This is a genomic window from Synechococcus sp. R5-12, assembly GCF_047502655.1.
Lineage (GTDB): Bacteria > Cyanobacteriota > Cyanobacteriia > Thermostichales > Thermostichaceae > Thermostichus.
In genome coordinates, this window is sequence record NZ_JANSIM010000059.1 from 1 (window position 1) to 15,348 (window position 15,348).

The 15,348-nt window shown below is 58.3% G+C and carries 11 protein-coding genes; 6 read left to right on the top strand and 5 right to left on the bottom strand.

Annotated features, from left to right (window positions below; all coding sequences use genetic code 11):
• Window positions 1-210 precede the first annotated feature (210 nt).
• A complete protein-coding gene (murD, locus tag NW843_RS03965; protein ID WP_414522178.1) occupies window positions 211-1,653 on the top strand; it encodes a UDP-N-acetylmuramoyl-L-alanine--D-glutamate ligase in 1,443 nt (480 codons plus the stop codon).
• On the top strand, window positions 1,598-2,722 hold the full coding sequence (locus NW843_RS03970; protein ID WP_414522179.1) for an FtsW/RodA/SpoVE family cell cycle protein: 1,125 nt from the start codon (window positions 1,598-1,600) through the stop codon (window positions 2,720-2,722). Before murD ends, NW843_RS03970 begins: the two co-directional genes overlap by 56 nt.
• Window positions 2,723-3,179: 457 nt before the next feature.
• On the opposite strand, the gene NW843_RS03975 is transcribed toward NW843_RS03970, so the two are convergent.
• The gene (locus NW843_RS03975) at window positions 3,180-3,803 is read right to left on the bottom strand and encodes a hypothetical protein (protein ID WP_414522180.1); all 624 of its coding nucleotides are present in this window, start codon (window positions 3,801-3,803) and stop codon (window positions 3,180-3,182) included.
• A gap of 346 nt (window positions 3,804-4,149) precedes the next feature.
• Between NW843_RS03975 and NW843_RS03980 the strand changes: the two genes are divergently transcribed.
• The gene (locus NW843_RS03980; RefSeq protein WP_011431964.1) at window positions 4,150-4,329 is read left to right on the top strand and encodes a hypothetical protein; all 180 of its coding nucleotides are present in this window, start codon (window positions 4,150-4,152) and stop codon (window positions 4,327-4,329) included.
• Between the two features lie 191 nt (window positions 4,330-4,520).
• On the opposite strand, the gene NW843_RS03985 is transcribed toward NW843_RS03980, so the two are convergent.
• Entirely contained in the window at window positions 4,521-6,107 is a 1,587-nt protein-coding gene (locus tag NW843_RS03985) for an NAD(P)H-quinone oxidoreductase subunit 4 (protein ID WP_414522181.1), read from the bottom strand.
• A gap of 256 nt (window positions 6,108-6,363) precedes the next feature.
• Window positions 6,364-7,365, bottom strand: coding sequence for a pyruvate dehydrogenase (acetyl-transferring) E1 component subunit alpha (gene pdhA, locus NW843_RS03990; protein ID WP_414329458.1), 1,002 nt, complete (start codon window positions 7,363-7,365; stop codon window positions 6,364-6,366).
• Window positions 7,366-7,691: 326 nt separating this feature from the next.
• Between pdhA and NW843_RS03995 the strand changes: the two genes are divergently transcribed.
• Window positions 7,692-8,504 carry a phosphatidate cytidylyltransferase gene (locus NW843_RS03995; protein ID WP_414522182.1) on the top strand — a complete coding sequence of 271 codons (813 nt, stop codon included), beginning with the start codon at window positions 7,692-7,694 and terminating at the stop codon, window positions 8,502-8,504.
• A gap of 60 nt (window positions 8,505-8,564) precedes the next feature.
• On the opposite strand, the gene NW843_RS04000 is transcribed toward NW843_RS03995, so the two are convergent.
• Complete coding sequence (locus NW843_RS04000; RefSeq protein WP_414522183.1) at window positions 8,565-9,128, bottom strand: hypothetical protein; 564 nt, start codon at window positions 9,126-9,128, stop codon at window positions 8,565-8,567.
• Between the two features lie 165 nt (window positions 9,129-9,293).
• Here NW843_RS04000 and NW843_RS04005 point away from each other — a divergent pair, with 165 nt between their 5' ends.
• Window positions 9,294-12,032 carry a valine--tRNA ligase gene (locus tag NW843_RS04005; RefSeq protein WP_414522184.1) on the top strand — a complete coding sequence of 913 codons (2,739 nt, stop codon included), beginning with the start codon at window positions 9,294-9,296 and terminating at the stop codon, window positions 12,030-12,032.
• 246 nt (window positions 12,033-12,278) lie between these two features.
• Window positions 12,279-12,602 (top strand): RNA recognition motif domain-containing protein, encoded by a 324-nt coding sequence (locus tag NW843_RS04010; RefSeq protein WP_011431969.1) that lies wholly within the window; start codon window positions 12,279-12,281, stop codon window positions 12,600-12,602.
• 229 nt (window positions 12,603-12,831) lie between these two features.
• On the opposite strand, the gene cobN is transcribed toward NW843_RS04010, so the two are convergent.
• On the bottom strand, window positions 12,832-15,045 hold the full coding sequence (gene cobN / locus NW843_RS04015) for a cobaltochelatase subunit CobN (protein ID WP_414522185.1): 2,214 nt from the start codon (window positions 15,043-15,045) through the stop codon (window positions 12,832-12,834).
• Between the last annotated feature and the right edge of the window lie 303 nt (window positions 15,046-15,348).

A 15,348-nucleotide genomic window follows, 5' to 3' on the forward strand; every position in this document is an offset into this window, starting at 1 on the left:
TTTCAGTATAGTTGAGCTTATTATTGACTAGAGTCATGCTCCAGCCTATTCCCAAGTTAGCCATCCAGGCGGCTAGGAAAACTCCATCCACTCCACCAACTGGTTACCCCCATAAGCAAGGGGAGTGTCGAACAAAAACATGCGGGTCAAGGACGTGACCGGTAAGATCCAAGCAGGGATCCCCAAATAAAGAAAGAAGTAGAAACCAACGTGCAACATCAAGTTTTGGGGTTAGGCATTGCGGGGCTGGCGGCAGCGCGGCTGTTGCGGGCCCAGGGCTATGAAGTGCTGGTTTGGGATGAGCAAGATTCCCCTCTTCTCAGACAGCGGCAGGCCGAGCTCAATCAAGAAGGGATCCCGGTTCGGCTGGGGCAGCCTTTTCAACTGGCCGAAGGGGTGAAGCAGGTGGTGGTCAGTCCAGGCATTGCTTGGGATCACCCGCTGCTGCAGGCGGTGCGTCAACAGGGAATCCCGGTGGTGGGAGAGGCGGAGCTGGCCTGGATCTATCTTGACCACCTACCCTGGGTGGGGATCACCGGCACCAACGGCAAAAGCACCACCACGGCTCTGGTGGCGGAAATGTTCAAGGCGGCGGGGTTGCAAGGGATCCCCTGCGGCAACATCGGCCTGCCCCTGTCGCAGGTGGCTTTGGAAACGCTCCAGGGAACGCTAGAGCCGGACTGGATCGTGGCGGAGCTGAGCAGCTACCAGTTGGAGGCCAGTAGCCGCCTCATGAGCAGCACTCCTGGAGGGCCGCCGCGCATTGGGGTGTGGACCACCTTCACTCCCGATCACCTAGAACGGCACGGGACGCTGGAGCGCTATGCCAGCTTCAAGGCTCGCCTTTTGGATCGGGCCCAGTGGCGGGTGCTCAACGGCGAGGATCCCTACCTGTGCCGCCGCCGGCAGGACTGGGAAAATACCTATTGGACTTCCCTTGCTGCCCCGCAACTCTGTTGCGATCAGGATCCCACTGCAACCGTTGACCTGCGGGAAAACCGCCTCTACATCCAGGGGGAGATGGTGGCGGAGCTGGAGGACTTTGCAGAACGCTGCCCTGGCCAACACAATCTGCAAAACCTGCTCTTGGCGGCAGCAGCAGCGCGTCTGGCCGGGATCCCCAACGTTGCCATTCAAAAAGCCATCCGATCTTTTGCCGGCATGCCCCATCGACTGGAGCGGGTGGCGCAAATCCAGGTGGGAGCCACCCCCATCCGCTTTGTCAACGACAGCAAGGCCACCAACTACGAGGCCGGCTGGGTGGCGCTCAACGCCCTTTCCCCACCCATTATTCTGATTGCCGGAGGAAGGGCTAAGCAGGGGGATCCCGGCGCCTGGTTGCAGTTGATTCGGGCCAAGGTGGCCCGCGTGGTGCTGATGGGGGAGTCTGCCCCAGCCCTGGCGGAGGCCCTTCAGGGGATCCACTATACTGACGTTGAGCTGGTGCCAACCCTAGATGTAGCGGTGGAAAGAGCCTTTGCAGCGGCTTGTTCCCTTTCGCGTCAAGCTCAGAGCTTGGGGAAGCCCGCTCAACCCATCACCATTTTGCTGTCCCCCGCCTGTGCCAGTTTTGACCAGTACTCCAGCTTTGAACACCGTGGCAACCATTTCCGAGCCTGCTGCCAAGCCCTCCAGGGATCCCTGGAATGCTGAAGCTCGCTGGCTGCGCTGGCTCACCTTGATCTGGCTGGTGCTGGGGCTGCTGATGCTGTTTTCCGCTTCCTACCCGGTGGCTCAGCGGATCACCGGCGATGGCCTCTACTTTTTCAAGCGCCAATTGCTCTGGGCCGGGCTGGGTCTGGGCTGTTTCTGGGCTCTGGTGCAGATCCCGCTGCGGCGCTGGTTCCCCTGGGTCGGGATCCTCTGCTTGCTGGGAGTTGGCTTGGTGTGGGCCACCCAGGTGCCGGGGTTGGGGGTTTCCCGCCTGGAAGCCAGCCGCTGGCTGGATTTGAAGGTGATCCCTGTTATCCAGCCCTCGGAATTGCTCAAGCCCCTGTTGGTCTTGCAGGGATCCTGGATCTTTGGCCGCTGGTTTCACCATCCTCCCTGGTTCCGCATCCTCTGGGTGGTTATCTTCGCCTTTGCGCTCTTGGGGATCCTCGCCCAGCCCAACCTGGGCACCACGGCCATCTGCGGCCTCACCCTCTGGGCTATGGCTTGGACCGCCGGGATCCCAGCTTTCACCCTTTTGGCCACAGCGGGGCTGGGGATTCTGGCGGCTGTGGTGAGCATTCTCAGCAAAGATTACCAACGGCGGCGCATCTTGGCCTTTTTGGATCCCTGGGGTAACGCCCAAGGGGATGGCTACCAGCTGGTGCAAAGTCTGTTGGCTATTGGCTCTGGCGGCCTGTGGGGCAAGGGATATGGCCTCTCCCAGCAAAAGCTGTTCTACCTGCCCATCCAATACACCGACTTCATCTTCTCGGTGTATGCAGAAGAGTTTGGCTTGGCCGGATCCCTGTTCTTTCTGGGGTTGCTGACCTTCTACACTCTGCTGGGCTGGCGGGTGATGGGGCGCTGTCGAGAGCTGACCATTCGCTTAGTAGCCTGCGGCTGCCTGATGTTTCTGGTGGGTCAGTCACTGATGAACATCGGCGTGGTCACCGGGGTTCTGCCCACCACAGGTGTGCCCCTGCCTTTGTTCAGTCATGGCGGCAGCTCTATTCTGGCAGGGCTGATCACAGCAGGATTGTTGGTGCGGGCAGCCCGCGAAGCAGGATAAAGTAAGGCTGCATGTTGCCAACCCAGCAAAGGGATCCTTTCACGCAAGCAGCAAACCCAGAGGGCCAGGGATCCCTATTGGATTGGTTAGTCTCTGCTTTAGAGCGGCTTCTTATGCAGCAAAACCAAAGCTGAAGTTGAAACCGAGCCTAGATCCAGCCCATTTCATCCAAAACGAGGGTAAACACCGTCGCGCAACAGGCCACCAACAGCGACACATAAGCCGGCTGACCGTGGGCAATGCAAACACCGGCTGCCACCGAAGCGCCCGCAGCTGCAGAAAAGGTACGACCTGCCCAATTGCCTTTGGAGGGTTTGTCAGAAGGATTGAATTTGTTAAACATTTTTACAGCAGAAAGAGGATTCAAAGGGAATCAATTCCATAGGAAACGGCCTCAGGTTATCACCCCCCGACTCGATTCCAGAGGGATCCAAGGCCATTCTCAATATTTCTTCGCTTAGACTTCAATCTTTCGTAAAATTGCGCTGAGATGCTCATAATCACCCCGCAACAGACAGCTCAACTGCCGACCTGCCTGTAGAAGCCAGTTGCGATCTCGGTTCAGGATTCGGTAAGTTTGGCGAATCACGGCAGCCACCAGCTCATCGGTTGGGATCCCGTTGACCCGTAGCAGGGTGCGCAAAAACTCGAAAGAGCGGCAGAACTCCCTCACTTCCGTATCGGAGCAGAGATAAACCGGCTGGTGAATCTGGGGAGGGCGTGGCGGCAAGTACTGATAGACCCGTCCCCCGCTGACAAAGCCGACAATGGCCGCGCGAAAATCGGTGCGCAACATGGCAAAAATCTGGGGCTGTTGCTCCCGCAGCTCCTGAGGGGAGAGGCCCAAAGCCCTGGCGCGATGGACGGTGTCGATGGGGGCGATGGCGGCATAGCAAACCACGCCATAGATCAGGTTGCCGGTCTCTTCGTCTTGGGAGCGCGTCCAACTGCCGAGAGCAGGCATGGGCGGGAAGGTCAGGCGTTCCGGCTCGAAGCACTGGGCCACAAAGGTTGTGGTGTCGGCCTCCACCACTTCTCCAAAAGCAGAGGCTGGCTGGGGAGAGATGGCCTTGGCTCTCATCGCGATCTCAGGCTCCTCAAGGGTTGCTGCTGCAGAGGCCGGCGAAGGGAGGTGGAATTCAGACCCACAGACAAGTCAAGAGAAAATAGAATCTTTCTAGGTTTTAAGACTTGTGAAGATAGGGGCAATCCCCTCGCCCAACCTTTTACCCCTTCTGCAACATTTTTCCCATCCCCGGACGGCAACTCAGCAACTCAACGGCTCATGAGATCCTCATTGCTAAGAAAGTTAGCCGATTTTGGGGATCCCTGCGTAATATATTTTTTCACACGCTCCCGCGCAAATTCGCCATCCTAAATATTAGCCATTCTAAGTATTGAGCAGTTGGCGAGCGGAGGGAGAAACAATGAATGCTCAGCAACGCGGCCAAATCATCGCTTCTGAGTGGATGATCGACAGCCAAAACCCAGTACACTCCATTTCTCGGCTCAAGCGTCGGGCGACCTATTCCGATGTAACCCTCTGGTGGTTGGTGGTGCAACTCAACCTGATGGAACAAAACTCTATCCACACCGATCATCGATAGGATGGACGGCACAAGAACAATCGGCTGCACGAAAATCCCAGCCCAGGAACATCCCGGATCCTAAATCCAATCTTAAAACTTAAAAAAAACAAAAGAAGAGCTGAAAGTTGAGTCGGGTTGCACCTCGAACACCAGCTCTTCTGGACAGAGTAAGGAATAGAGATAAAGAAGAACCGAGTCTCGACCCCCCTTTAATCCTCCAGAGGCAAAGCCGCCACCTGGGCCGGTTGCACTGGCGAGGGGAAGAAAGGCCGCTGCACGATTTCAGTTGCCAACACACTGCGCAACTGGGCAGCTACCGCCACCGTTGTGACATCGTAGGTTTGGGTAGCCAGGCGTGGGTAGAAGCCAATGCCGAGGATCGGCAACAGCAGACAGAGGGCCACCGCCATTTCCCGCGGGCGCATATCCCCCAGGTAATCTTCCAAAACTAGGCCGGGATCCTGAGCCCCGTAGAACACCTGCCGCAGCATGGAGAGCAAGTAAATGGGCGTCAAAATGATACCCACTGCCGCCAGCAGGGCAATTCCAGCTTTGAAGGTCGGCGCATAGGCATCGCTGGTGGTCAAGCCCAAGAACACCGTCAGCTCACCCACAAATCCGCTCATCCCCGGCAGCGCCAGAGAGGCCAGGGATCCCGCCGTAAACAGGGCAAAAGCCTTCGGCATCTGCTTGGCCAACCCTCCCAACTTGTCGAGGGCAAGGGTGTGGGTGCGCTCGTAGGTGATCCCCGTCAGGAAGAACAAAACTGCAGCGATCAGACCGTGGGAGATCATTTGCAGCACTGCCCCATTGATGCCCAGCTCCGTAAAGGCGGAGATCCCGATCAACACAAAGCCCATGTGGGCAATGGACGAATAGGCCAAGCGCCGCTTGAGATGGTTCTGACCAAAGGCCGCCAACGCCCCGTAAATGATGTTCACCACACCCAACACCGCCAGCACAGGGGCGAAGTACACGTGGGCTTCCGACAACATGCCCACATTCATGCGGATCAGGCCATAGCCACCCATCTTGAGCAGAACTCCCGCCAAGATCATGGAAATGGGAGCAGAGGCTTCGCTGTGGGCATCCGGCAGCCAGGTGTGCAGCGGAAAAATCGGCAGCTTCACCCCAAAGGCAATCAGCAAAGCCGCATACACCAACAGCTCCAAGGCCACCGGGTAAGACTTAGCGCTCAGCTCTGCCATCTCCAGGCTAAAGCCCTCGCCATAGAAGGCCATTGCCAGGGATCCCACCAAGATAAAAATGGAGGCGGCGGCGGTGTAGAGGATGAACTTGGTGGCGGCGTACTGGCGCTTCGGCCCACCCCAAATGGAGATGAGCAGATAGACCGGCACCAGCTCAATCTCCCACATCAGGAAGAATAGAAGCATGTCCTGCGCCAGAAATACGCCCACCTGGGCGCCGTACATCAGCAGCAGCAGGAAGAAAAACAAACGCGGCTTGTGGGAGAGATTCCAAGCCGCCACAATCGACAGGGTCGTGATCAAACCCGACAGCAACACCAGCGGGAAGGAGAGGCCGTCCACCGCCAGCGACCAGTGGAACCCAATTTGGGGCACCCAGGCGTAGCGCTCCGCCAGTTGCAGAGAAAAGTCCTGCAGGTCATAGTGCCGCACAAAGACATAGGCCATCAGGCCCAAATCAAAAGCCCCCACAGCGAGGGCATACCAACGCACCCAACGGCTCTGGGGGATCAAGGGGATCCCGAAGGCTGCCAGCAGAGGCAAGAGCACCAGCACCGACAGCCAGGGAAACTCAAGAGAATTGCTCATGACCGGGAATAAATACTCATGCTCGATACCTCAATGATATGAAGCTGTGTAAACAAATGGGAAGCGATATTTACAAAAAAATCTGCGCCATCGCGCAGATCTCGAGAAGGTTTCTCCAATGCCAATCATCGAGGATCCTCAAGGGATCCAGCAGGACAGCACTCCGCCAGGTGGATGGGCCACCCGAGTTGGCCAGAGAACCTTGTGGGGATCCCCCGGCAAGCGACTCCCCCGCTACCGGGGAAGTGGCCAGGATCTACTCGTCTTCGGCAAAGACAAAACGGTGCAGCTCGTCCAGGGTTGGCTCTGGGCTTTCCAGAGCAAAAAGAACCGCGTCCTCAATCACGGCGCTGACCTCCGCGTGGATGGCTTGGAAGTCTGCCTCGGTCATTAGGTTGTGCTCCAGGGCATAGCGTTCCAGTTGCTTGATGGGATCCCGCTGCCGCCAGAACTCTTTTTCCTCAGGACTGCGCAGCTCGTCAGGGTCGGCCAGAGAATGGCCCCGGAAACGATAGGTGATGCACTCCAGCAAGGTGGGGCCTTCTCCGGCACGGGCGCGGGCGATGGCCTGTTGGGCCGCCTCTCGCACCGCCAGCACATCCATCCCATCCACCTGGTAGCCGGGCATGCCAAAAGCCGGGCCCTTGCGGTAAATATCGGTGTCGGAAGTGGCGCGTTCATGGGCCATGCCAATAGCCCAGAAGTTATTTTCCACCACATAGACGATGGGCAACTTCCAGAGGGCGGCCATGTTGAGGCACTCGTAAAACTGGCCGTTGTTGCAGGCTCCATCCCCAAAGAAGCAGGCGGTTACCTGGTCAGTGCCCCGGTATTTGGCAGAAAAAGCAGCCCCCGTCGCCACCGGGATCCCTTCGGCCACAAAGGCATAGCCCCCCAAGAAATTGTGCTCCGCCGAGAAGAGGTGCATGGAACCACCCCGACCCTTGCTGCAGCCGGTGGCCTTGCCGAACAACTCTGCCATGACCGCCCGCGGTGGGATCCCGGTGCTGAGGGCATGCACGTGATCTCGGTAGGTGCTGCACACATAGTCGGTGGGCTTGAGCGCCTTGATCACCCCCGTAGAGACGGCCTCCTGGCCGTTGTACAGATGCACAAAGCCGAACATCTTGCCCTTGTAGTACATTTCGGCGCACTTGTCTTCAAACAGGCGGCCCAGCACCATGTCTTCATAAAGAAGACGAGCCTCTTCGGCAGAAATGCGAGCAGTTGTGGAGCGCGAAGTAAGTTCTTGAACCATGCTGCGGTGCAACGAATCAGAGGTATCTTAGGCGGTCAGCAGTGAGCTTTGCGGTTTGCCCATTATCTCATGCTCCAGTCTGCCTGCCACCTTACCTGGAAATCCCATCCTGCAGGGCCGAAAGCGGTTGTTTCGAGGCCAAGGGAGTTAAACTGAAAGGCTAGGGCAAGAGGCGTTTCCATTGCAGCAGCCGCATCAGGACTCCGTCCCGCAAACGCGAATCTTGAACACCAGAGGGGGGGTTTCTTCTGCTCTCGGCTTGGACGTCGATCTGCTGGAGCCGGGGGCAAGAGGTATCTGGCCAGCCAACGTGACGGGGTGCGCCCATGGGAGCCCGTTGGGTTAGCGGTTTTGCGGCGGTGTTGTTTGCGTTGGCGGTCACCCTGCTAGGGGGCTGGTATTTTACTGCAGCCATTGGGCTAATCATTTTTTTGGCCCAGTTGGAGTTTTTTCGCTTGGTGCAAGCCAAAGGCAATGCGCCGGCCATGCGCACCACCATGTTTTCCAGCCAGGTGCTGGTGATTTTGCAGCAGGTCAAGCCGGAATGGACCAGCCCTGCTTTTATTGTGGCGGGATCCATCATCTGTTTTTATTTGCTCTTTAAGCCCAAGGTGGCCACCATTGCCGATATTGCCACCTCGATTTTGGGGTTGTTCTACTGTGCGTTGCTGCCCAGCTTCTGGATTCGGGTCAGGGCCTTGTCTTTTGCGCAAGGGCTGGGCGAAGGGCTATGGATTACGCTGCTGGCCATTGGCTGCGTGATCGCCGCAGATGTAGGGGCCTACCTGTGTGGTCGGGCCTTTGGGCGCACCAAGCTCTCCATCCTCAGCCCGAAAAAGACGGTGGAAGGGGCGGTAGCCGGCATTGCCGCCAGCATGACCCTTGCGGTGGTTGGAGCCTATTACCTGGGCTGGCCGTGGAGCTGGTTGAGTGGGGGCATTCTGGGGTTTTTGATTGGGTTAACCAGCCTGCTGGGAGATCTCACAGAATCTCTGATGAAACGGGATGCAGGGGTGAAAGATTCCGGGGATCTGATCCCAGGCCACGGCGGCATTTTGGATCGGGGGGATAGCTACGTATTCACCGGGCCGCTGGTGTTTTATTTTATGGAATGGCTCAACGCTTACTCTGGGCTGTAGAGCCAGCTTGCAAGTTTGCCAAACCCAGGAGCGCCCACTAGCCGAAGGTGCGGAAGGCCCTCAATTCAAAATTGCCTGGCATTCGGGCCGCTCCAAAAACACTTCTGGCAAAATGGAATCCCCGAAGTGCCCTGGAGGTGCACTCACTATGGCAAACCCCTTCAGATCCAACTCGGTTTCGTCGTAAACCACCAGTTGCCTGAAACTGGCAACAGGATCCCCCTCCACCTCGAGAATGCGGGCTTTTCGCTGGATAATCCAAGGGGTCTCCCCTTCTAGTTCAGAAGGGGCCAGAGGGCGATCTAGGCCAAACACGAACTCTCCACTTCGACCCACAAGAGTCCACTCTGAGCTATTGGGCTTCTCTGTACCTACGAAGCAAAAGACGTAATCGCTGTACGGAACAAAATACAGGCCTACCAGCCGGGATTGTTCATCAGGGTGGCGGCGGGCACTCAAGCAAACCTCAAAACCCAGCAGAGAGGCTGGATCGACGGGCTGCCCATAACAAAGCAGGATGTCGTCTTTTGAGCGTTTCCACCACTCTTGTTGCGCGAGGGCAGGGATCCCAGGGGATAGAGCCATCAGAGCCATCAGGACCGTTGCCGTCAATGATCTGGACATAACGCCGTACCCAAAGCTGAGGATGGTAGTACCCTAGCTCGAAATCCCTCTCTAGCCGTGTGATTAGGGTCAAGACCGATGGGCCACTCTACCCCGAAGGGCAAAGGGTTGAACTGCTACTCTATAAAGTGATTCATCCTTCTCAGCCGTTGGCCTATCCTCCCTATGACTGCTGCAATTTCCTCCGCCAACCTGCCCAGCCAGTACAACCCCTTCGAGACCGAGCCGAAGTGGCAGCGCTTTTGGGAGGAGAAGGGCTTTTACGTGGCGGATCCCAAGGCGCCGGGAGAGGCCTTTAGCATGGTGCTGCCCCCGCCCAATGTGACGGGCAACCTGCACATGGGCCATGCTTTTGCCTTTACCCTGCCGGATGTGGTGACGCGCTACAAGCGGATGCGCGGCTACAACGTGCTCTGGCTGCCCGGCACAGACCATGCCAGCATCGCCGTGCACACCATCCTGGAAAACCAACTGCGCCAAGAGGGCAAGACCCGCTTCGATCTGGGCCGCGAGGCTTTTCTGGAGCGAGCTTGGGCTTGGAAGGAGCAGTCGCAGGGAGCTATCAAGAGCCAATTGCGGCGGCTGGGTCTCTCGCTGGACTGGACGCGGGATCGCTTTACCCTCGACGAGGGGCTGAGCCGGGCGGTAACCGAGGCGTTTGTGCGGCTATACGAGGCGGGGTTGATTTACCGGGGCGAGTATTTGGTGAACTGGTGCCCGGCCACCCAGTCGGCGGTGTCAGACATTGAGCTAGACGACAAAGAGGTCAAGGGCCATTTGTGGCATTTTCGTTATCCCTTGGCCGAGGATCCCAGCCAGTATCTGGTGGTGGCCACCACTCGCCCCGAGACCATGCTGGGGGATACGGCGGTGGCGGTAAACCCCCAGGATGAGCGCTATCGCCATCTCATCGGCCAGTTCATTCGCCTGCCCATTAAAAATCGCCTCATCCCCATCATTGCGGATGAGTATGTGGATCCCTCCTTTGGCTCCGGGTGTGTGAAAATTACCCCGGCCCACGACCCCAACGACTTTGAAATCGGCAAACGGCACCAATTGCCCTTCATCAACATCCTCAATAAAGACGGCACCCTCAACGAAAACGGGGATCCTTTCACCGGCCTAGATCGCTTTGTGGCCCGAGAAAAGGTGGTGCAGTGGTTTGCCGAACATGGCCTGCTGGAGAAGGTGGAGGACTACACCCACACCGTTCCCCACAGCGACCGCGGCGGCGTGCCCATCGAGCCTTTGCTTTCCATTCAGTGGTTTTGCGATGTCTCGGGGATGGGGGCTCGCTGTTTGGAAGAGGAATACCAACGAAATAGCCCCCGCTTTATCCCTGAGCGCTGGACCAAAGTCTACACGGGCTGGCTGGAAAAGCTGCGCCCCTGGTGCATTTCTCGGCAGTTGTGGTGGGGCCATCAGATCCCAGCTTGGTACCCGGTCATTGACGGCCAGCTCCCTGAGGATCCGCAGGCTTTTGTGGTGGCCCGCAACGGCGAGGAAGCGCTGCTCAAGGCACGGGAAAAGTTTGGCCCAGAAGTTGAGCGGGTGGAACAGGATCCCGATGTGCTGGATACCTGGTTTAGCTCTGCTCTGTGGCCCTTTTCAACCCTGGGCTGGCCGGAAGAGACCGAGGATTTCAAACGCTACTATCCCAACTCCCTGATGTCCACGGGCTTTGACATCATTTTCTTCTGGGTGGCCCGCATGGCCATGATGGGATCCCAATTTACCGGCCAGATCCCCTTCAAAGATGTGTACATCAATGGCCTGGTGCGGGATGAGCACGGGGCGAAAATGTCCAAAACCAAGGGAAATGGCATCGATCCCCTGGAGCTGCTGGACAAATACGGCACCGACGCCCTGCGCTATGCCCTGGTCAAGGAGGTGGTGGGGGCAGGGCAAGACATCCGCCTGGCCTATGACCGCAAGACCGGCGAGAGCGCCAGCGTAGAGGCCGCCCGCAACTTTGCCAACAAGATCTGGAACGCCTCCCGCTTTGTGTTGATGAACTTGGAGGGGCAAACCCCTGCCCAACTGGGATCCCCTGCCCCCGAAGCGCTGGAGCTGGCCGATCGCTGGATCCTGTCGCGGCTGCACTCCACAGCCACCCAAGTCATCGCCGAGCTGGAAGCCTATGGCCTGGGCGAGGGGGCGCGCCTGCTCTACTCTCTCATTTGGGATGACTTTTGCGACTGGTACATCGAGCTGGTCAAGCCCCGGCTGCGGGGAGAAGACCTGGCTTCCAAACGCGCAGCGCAGCAGGTGCTGGCCACCGTTTTGGAAACTATTCTCAAGCTGCTGCACCCCTGGATGCCCCACATCACCGAGGAGATCTGGCAGCTGCTCACCCAGGTCAATCAAACCACTTCCATCTCTGTGCAGCCCTATCCCACCCCGGATCCCACCTGGATCGACCCCCAACTGGAGCGGGAGTTTGGCTTGGTGATCCAAACCATTACCAGCCTGCGCAACCTGCGGGCAGAAACCGGCCTCAAGCCCCATCAGACCATCAGGGCCCTTTTGCTCACTACCGATCCCGCCGAGCAGCGGATCCTGACGGCTGCCCAAGCCTACATCCGGGATCTGGTTAAGGCTGAGGCTTTGGAGATTACGGGATCCCTGGCCACGGAGCCCAAACAGGTGGCGGCTGCAGTGGTGGGCACGGTGCAGGTGCTGATGCCCTTGGCAGGACTGGTGGATGTGGAAGCGCTGCGGGCCAAACTGCAAAAAGACCTGGCCAAGCTGGAAAAAGAGGCCCAAGGGATCCGCGCTCGCCTAGAGAACCCCAATTTTCTCAACCGGGCCAACCCTGAGGTGGTGCAAGCCAGTCAGGAGCAACTGGCAGAGCTGGAAGCCCAGATGAGGTTACTGGGATCCAGGCTGGAGAAGCTGGGCTGAGGTGGCGTCAGCGCAGGTAGGGCAGCGGAGTGTTTGGGCCGGGCCAGTTGGGGTGTGAAGGCAATGTCCCCAGAATTTCGCGAAATCGAAGTGGTGAACCCCTGCTTCTGTGTTAGGATAGAAGCTGAGATTGTTATCGGTTGTAGTGCTCGTTTCTTCTGGTCTTGACGGATTTTCACGTTTTGTATTGGCAGACGGCTCTCCGAACATCTCACCCTTTGTTACTCTCTCTTTCGGAGATCGTCTATGTCGATTTATGTTGGCAACCTTTCCTTTAAGGTGACAGAAGCGGATTTGACCGCTGTTTTTGCTGAGTACGGTTCTGTCAAGCGGGTGCAAATCCCCACTGACCGCGAGACAGGCCGCATTCGGGGCTTCGGGTTTGTGGAAATGAGCTCTGAAGCAGAGGAGCAAGCCGCCATTGCTGCGCTGGATGGGGCGGAATGGATGGGGCGCGACCTCAAGGTGAACAAAGCTCGCCCGCGAGAAGAACGCCCCACCTCAGGTTTCCGCTCTGGTAACGCGAACAGTGGCGGCGAGCGGCGGCGGAGTTTTCAATCTCGCTATTGAAACGCCTGCTGAGGCTTCCCGGTGCTGGGCAAGGGATTCTCAGTTGAGCTTGTTTTGAAGCGCAGCACCAGGATCCAGCCGTCTCTCTAGGTTGCTTCAATTTTTGTTCAAGTGGTAGCTCAGGAGGAGTTGAGAGGGGATCCCAATCAACTCCTTTTGAATCTCTCACCGCCGACCTCTCTCAGAGGGAGAGGGGAGCTAAGGCAAACCGTATTTGAAACTGGAATAGCTACTGGGCTGGCGGTTTGTCTGGCCAGGGATCCGTTAGATCGGCGGTCAAGGGATCCCAGTCCCATCCCCAATCGCGGGCAATGGCCTGAGTAATCCCCAGTTGCCCGTGGCCGGGGTAGCGGGCCAGGGCTACCACCAGATCAACAAGCTGCTCACCGGCAGGGATTCGACCAAAGATGTGCAGCCCATCGCGAATCTGAGATTCTTTTAGCTCGCAAAGATAGCCATCCAGGCGATTCCAATCTTCTTCTTTTTCCAGGTTGAACTGTTGGTCTAGATGCTCTGCTCGAACCAGCTCCTGAATCTGGGCGCGAATCAGGGGACAACGACTGGGATCCAACTGTTGGGCCTGCACGTACTCATCCATCAGCCGTTCCAAATCCGCCAGGGGGCCGTACAGCTCGGCGCGGGTAAGGGGCGGGGTGAGGTGGTCGATAATCACTGCCTGGGCTCGCCGCTTGGCCTGGGATCCCTCTCCCGGATCGTTGACAATGAAGGGGTAGAAGTGGGGCAGCGGCCCCAGGGCCATCTCCGGGTAGCAGGTGGCGGAAAGGGCGGATCCCTTGCCGGGCAGCCATTCCAGGTTGCCGTGCTTGCCCACATGCACCACCGCTTGAACGGCGAAGACCTGCCGCAGCCACAGGTAAAAAGCCAGGTACTCATGGGGGGGCACCAGATCCGGGGCATGGTAGTTCAAGGACGGATCCCGGTCATAGCCTCGCGGGGGCTGAATGCCTACAAACACCTGCCCTAACTGCAGTCCCACCACGGGAATATCTCGAGAGGGCGGATCCCCCCACTGCCGGACGAGGTCGGTCTGGATGGGCTCAGGCAAGCGGGCAAACCACTCTCGATAAAGGGCAGCAGAAAGCCATTGGCGAGCGGGGCGCAGGGATCCCAAGGGGTCGTAGGTCTGGCCTTCGGTTAGCCAATGGATGAGTTCATCTCCAGTCTGGGGCAGGGGATCTACTGAGTAGCCAGCTCCCGCCAAAGCTTTGAGAATTTCCACACAACTGGCAGGGGTATCCAGACCCACCCCATTGGCCAGCCGCCCGTCCCGGCTGGGGTAGTTGGCCAAAATCAGAGCCAGACGGCGCTGGTTGGCAGGGGTACGCCGCAATTTCACCCAGTTGGCCGCCAAATCGGCTACAAACTCCACCCGATCCGGCACAGCCGCATAGGCCACCACCTCCGTTTGCAACCGGGGATCCCGCTGTTGAACCGCTTTGAAGGAAATGGTGCGGCTGATGATGCGCCCATCCACCTCCGGCAAAGCCACATTCATGGCCAGATCCCGCGCCCCCAATCCCCGCGTGGAGTTCTCCCAGCTCTGCCGGGATCCACCGCTGAGGATTACCTGCAAAACAGGCACATCCAACTCCTGCCACAGCCTCACGTCGGGCTGGTGGCTGTCCAACCGCGCCAGAGAAAAGCTGGTGGTGTTGAGCAACAGGTCAATCTGGCTGCCAAAGTGATCCCGAATGGCCTGGGGCAAGTCGGGATCTTGAAGGCTGTAGGTGTAAAGGCACAGAGGCTGCAGCCCCCGCTCCACCAAGGCTTTTGCCAATTGATCCACCGGCTCTGTATTCCCCGCCAAAACATGGGCCCGGTAGAGTAAAATCCCCACCTTGGGAGCTTGGGGATCCGTCGGCGAGGCTACGGGAGGTTGGTAGATCCCAAGACGAGGCAACCCTTGTGGATCCGGCGCCGAATATTGGCCCCCTAGGAACTCCCTAGCCAGCAACAGCAGACAGGCAGCCACATTCTCCGCTCCCCCCTCCAGCCAGTACCGCCACACCCGATCCGCCACCGCCAGGGGCACAGTGGAATGGCTCACCAAATCCCAGTCGGGGCGATCGTCCCCAGGAATGACGATCAGGGTGGATCCCTCCTCGGCGGCCACCTGCTTGGCTACCTCCAGGCCATAGCTCCAGTAGGCCCTTCCCCCCAACAGGCGAAGGAGCACCACCTGCGCCCGCCGCAGCACCCTCTCGGCATAGTCATCCAGGCTTAGGGGCTGTTGCAACTGCAACAAATTGGCCGCCCGCACCGCCGGAAAATCGCCGGGCAACAGGCGCAGGGCTGCGCTCAAGGCCGTGAGATCCGTATCGGCTGCCGAAAGGATAACGATGGGAGCGGGATCCTGCTCCAAGAAAATGACGCCGGATTGGGAAGGATCCCATCCCCCTGGCAAAGCAGCTATTCGGTGCATGGCCGCTCTCCCAAGGGAAGGAAGCTCAGGCTTAGCGACTGTACTTGAAGCACAGAAGCACCCCAGCTCCCAGCGCTCAACTGGTCAGGAAGGGCTCCCGTAGTGGTTCCCGCTACCCAAGCATTGCCCTGTCCAAAGTGCTCCGCACCGCTGGCGCGAAAGTGCTCCGCACCGCTGGCGCGATCGACAGCAATAGAGTCAGCCACCTCATTCGCAGGAGTTCCGAACTGGCGAGCCCACTCGATTGAATGCGAACCGTAGGCTGATACATTTACGCTGAACACTGCTGAACATCACTGTTCA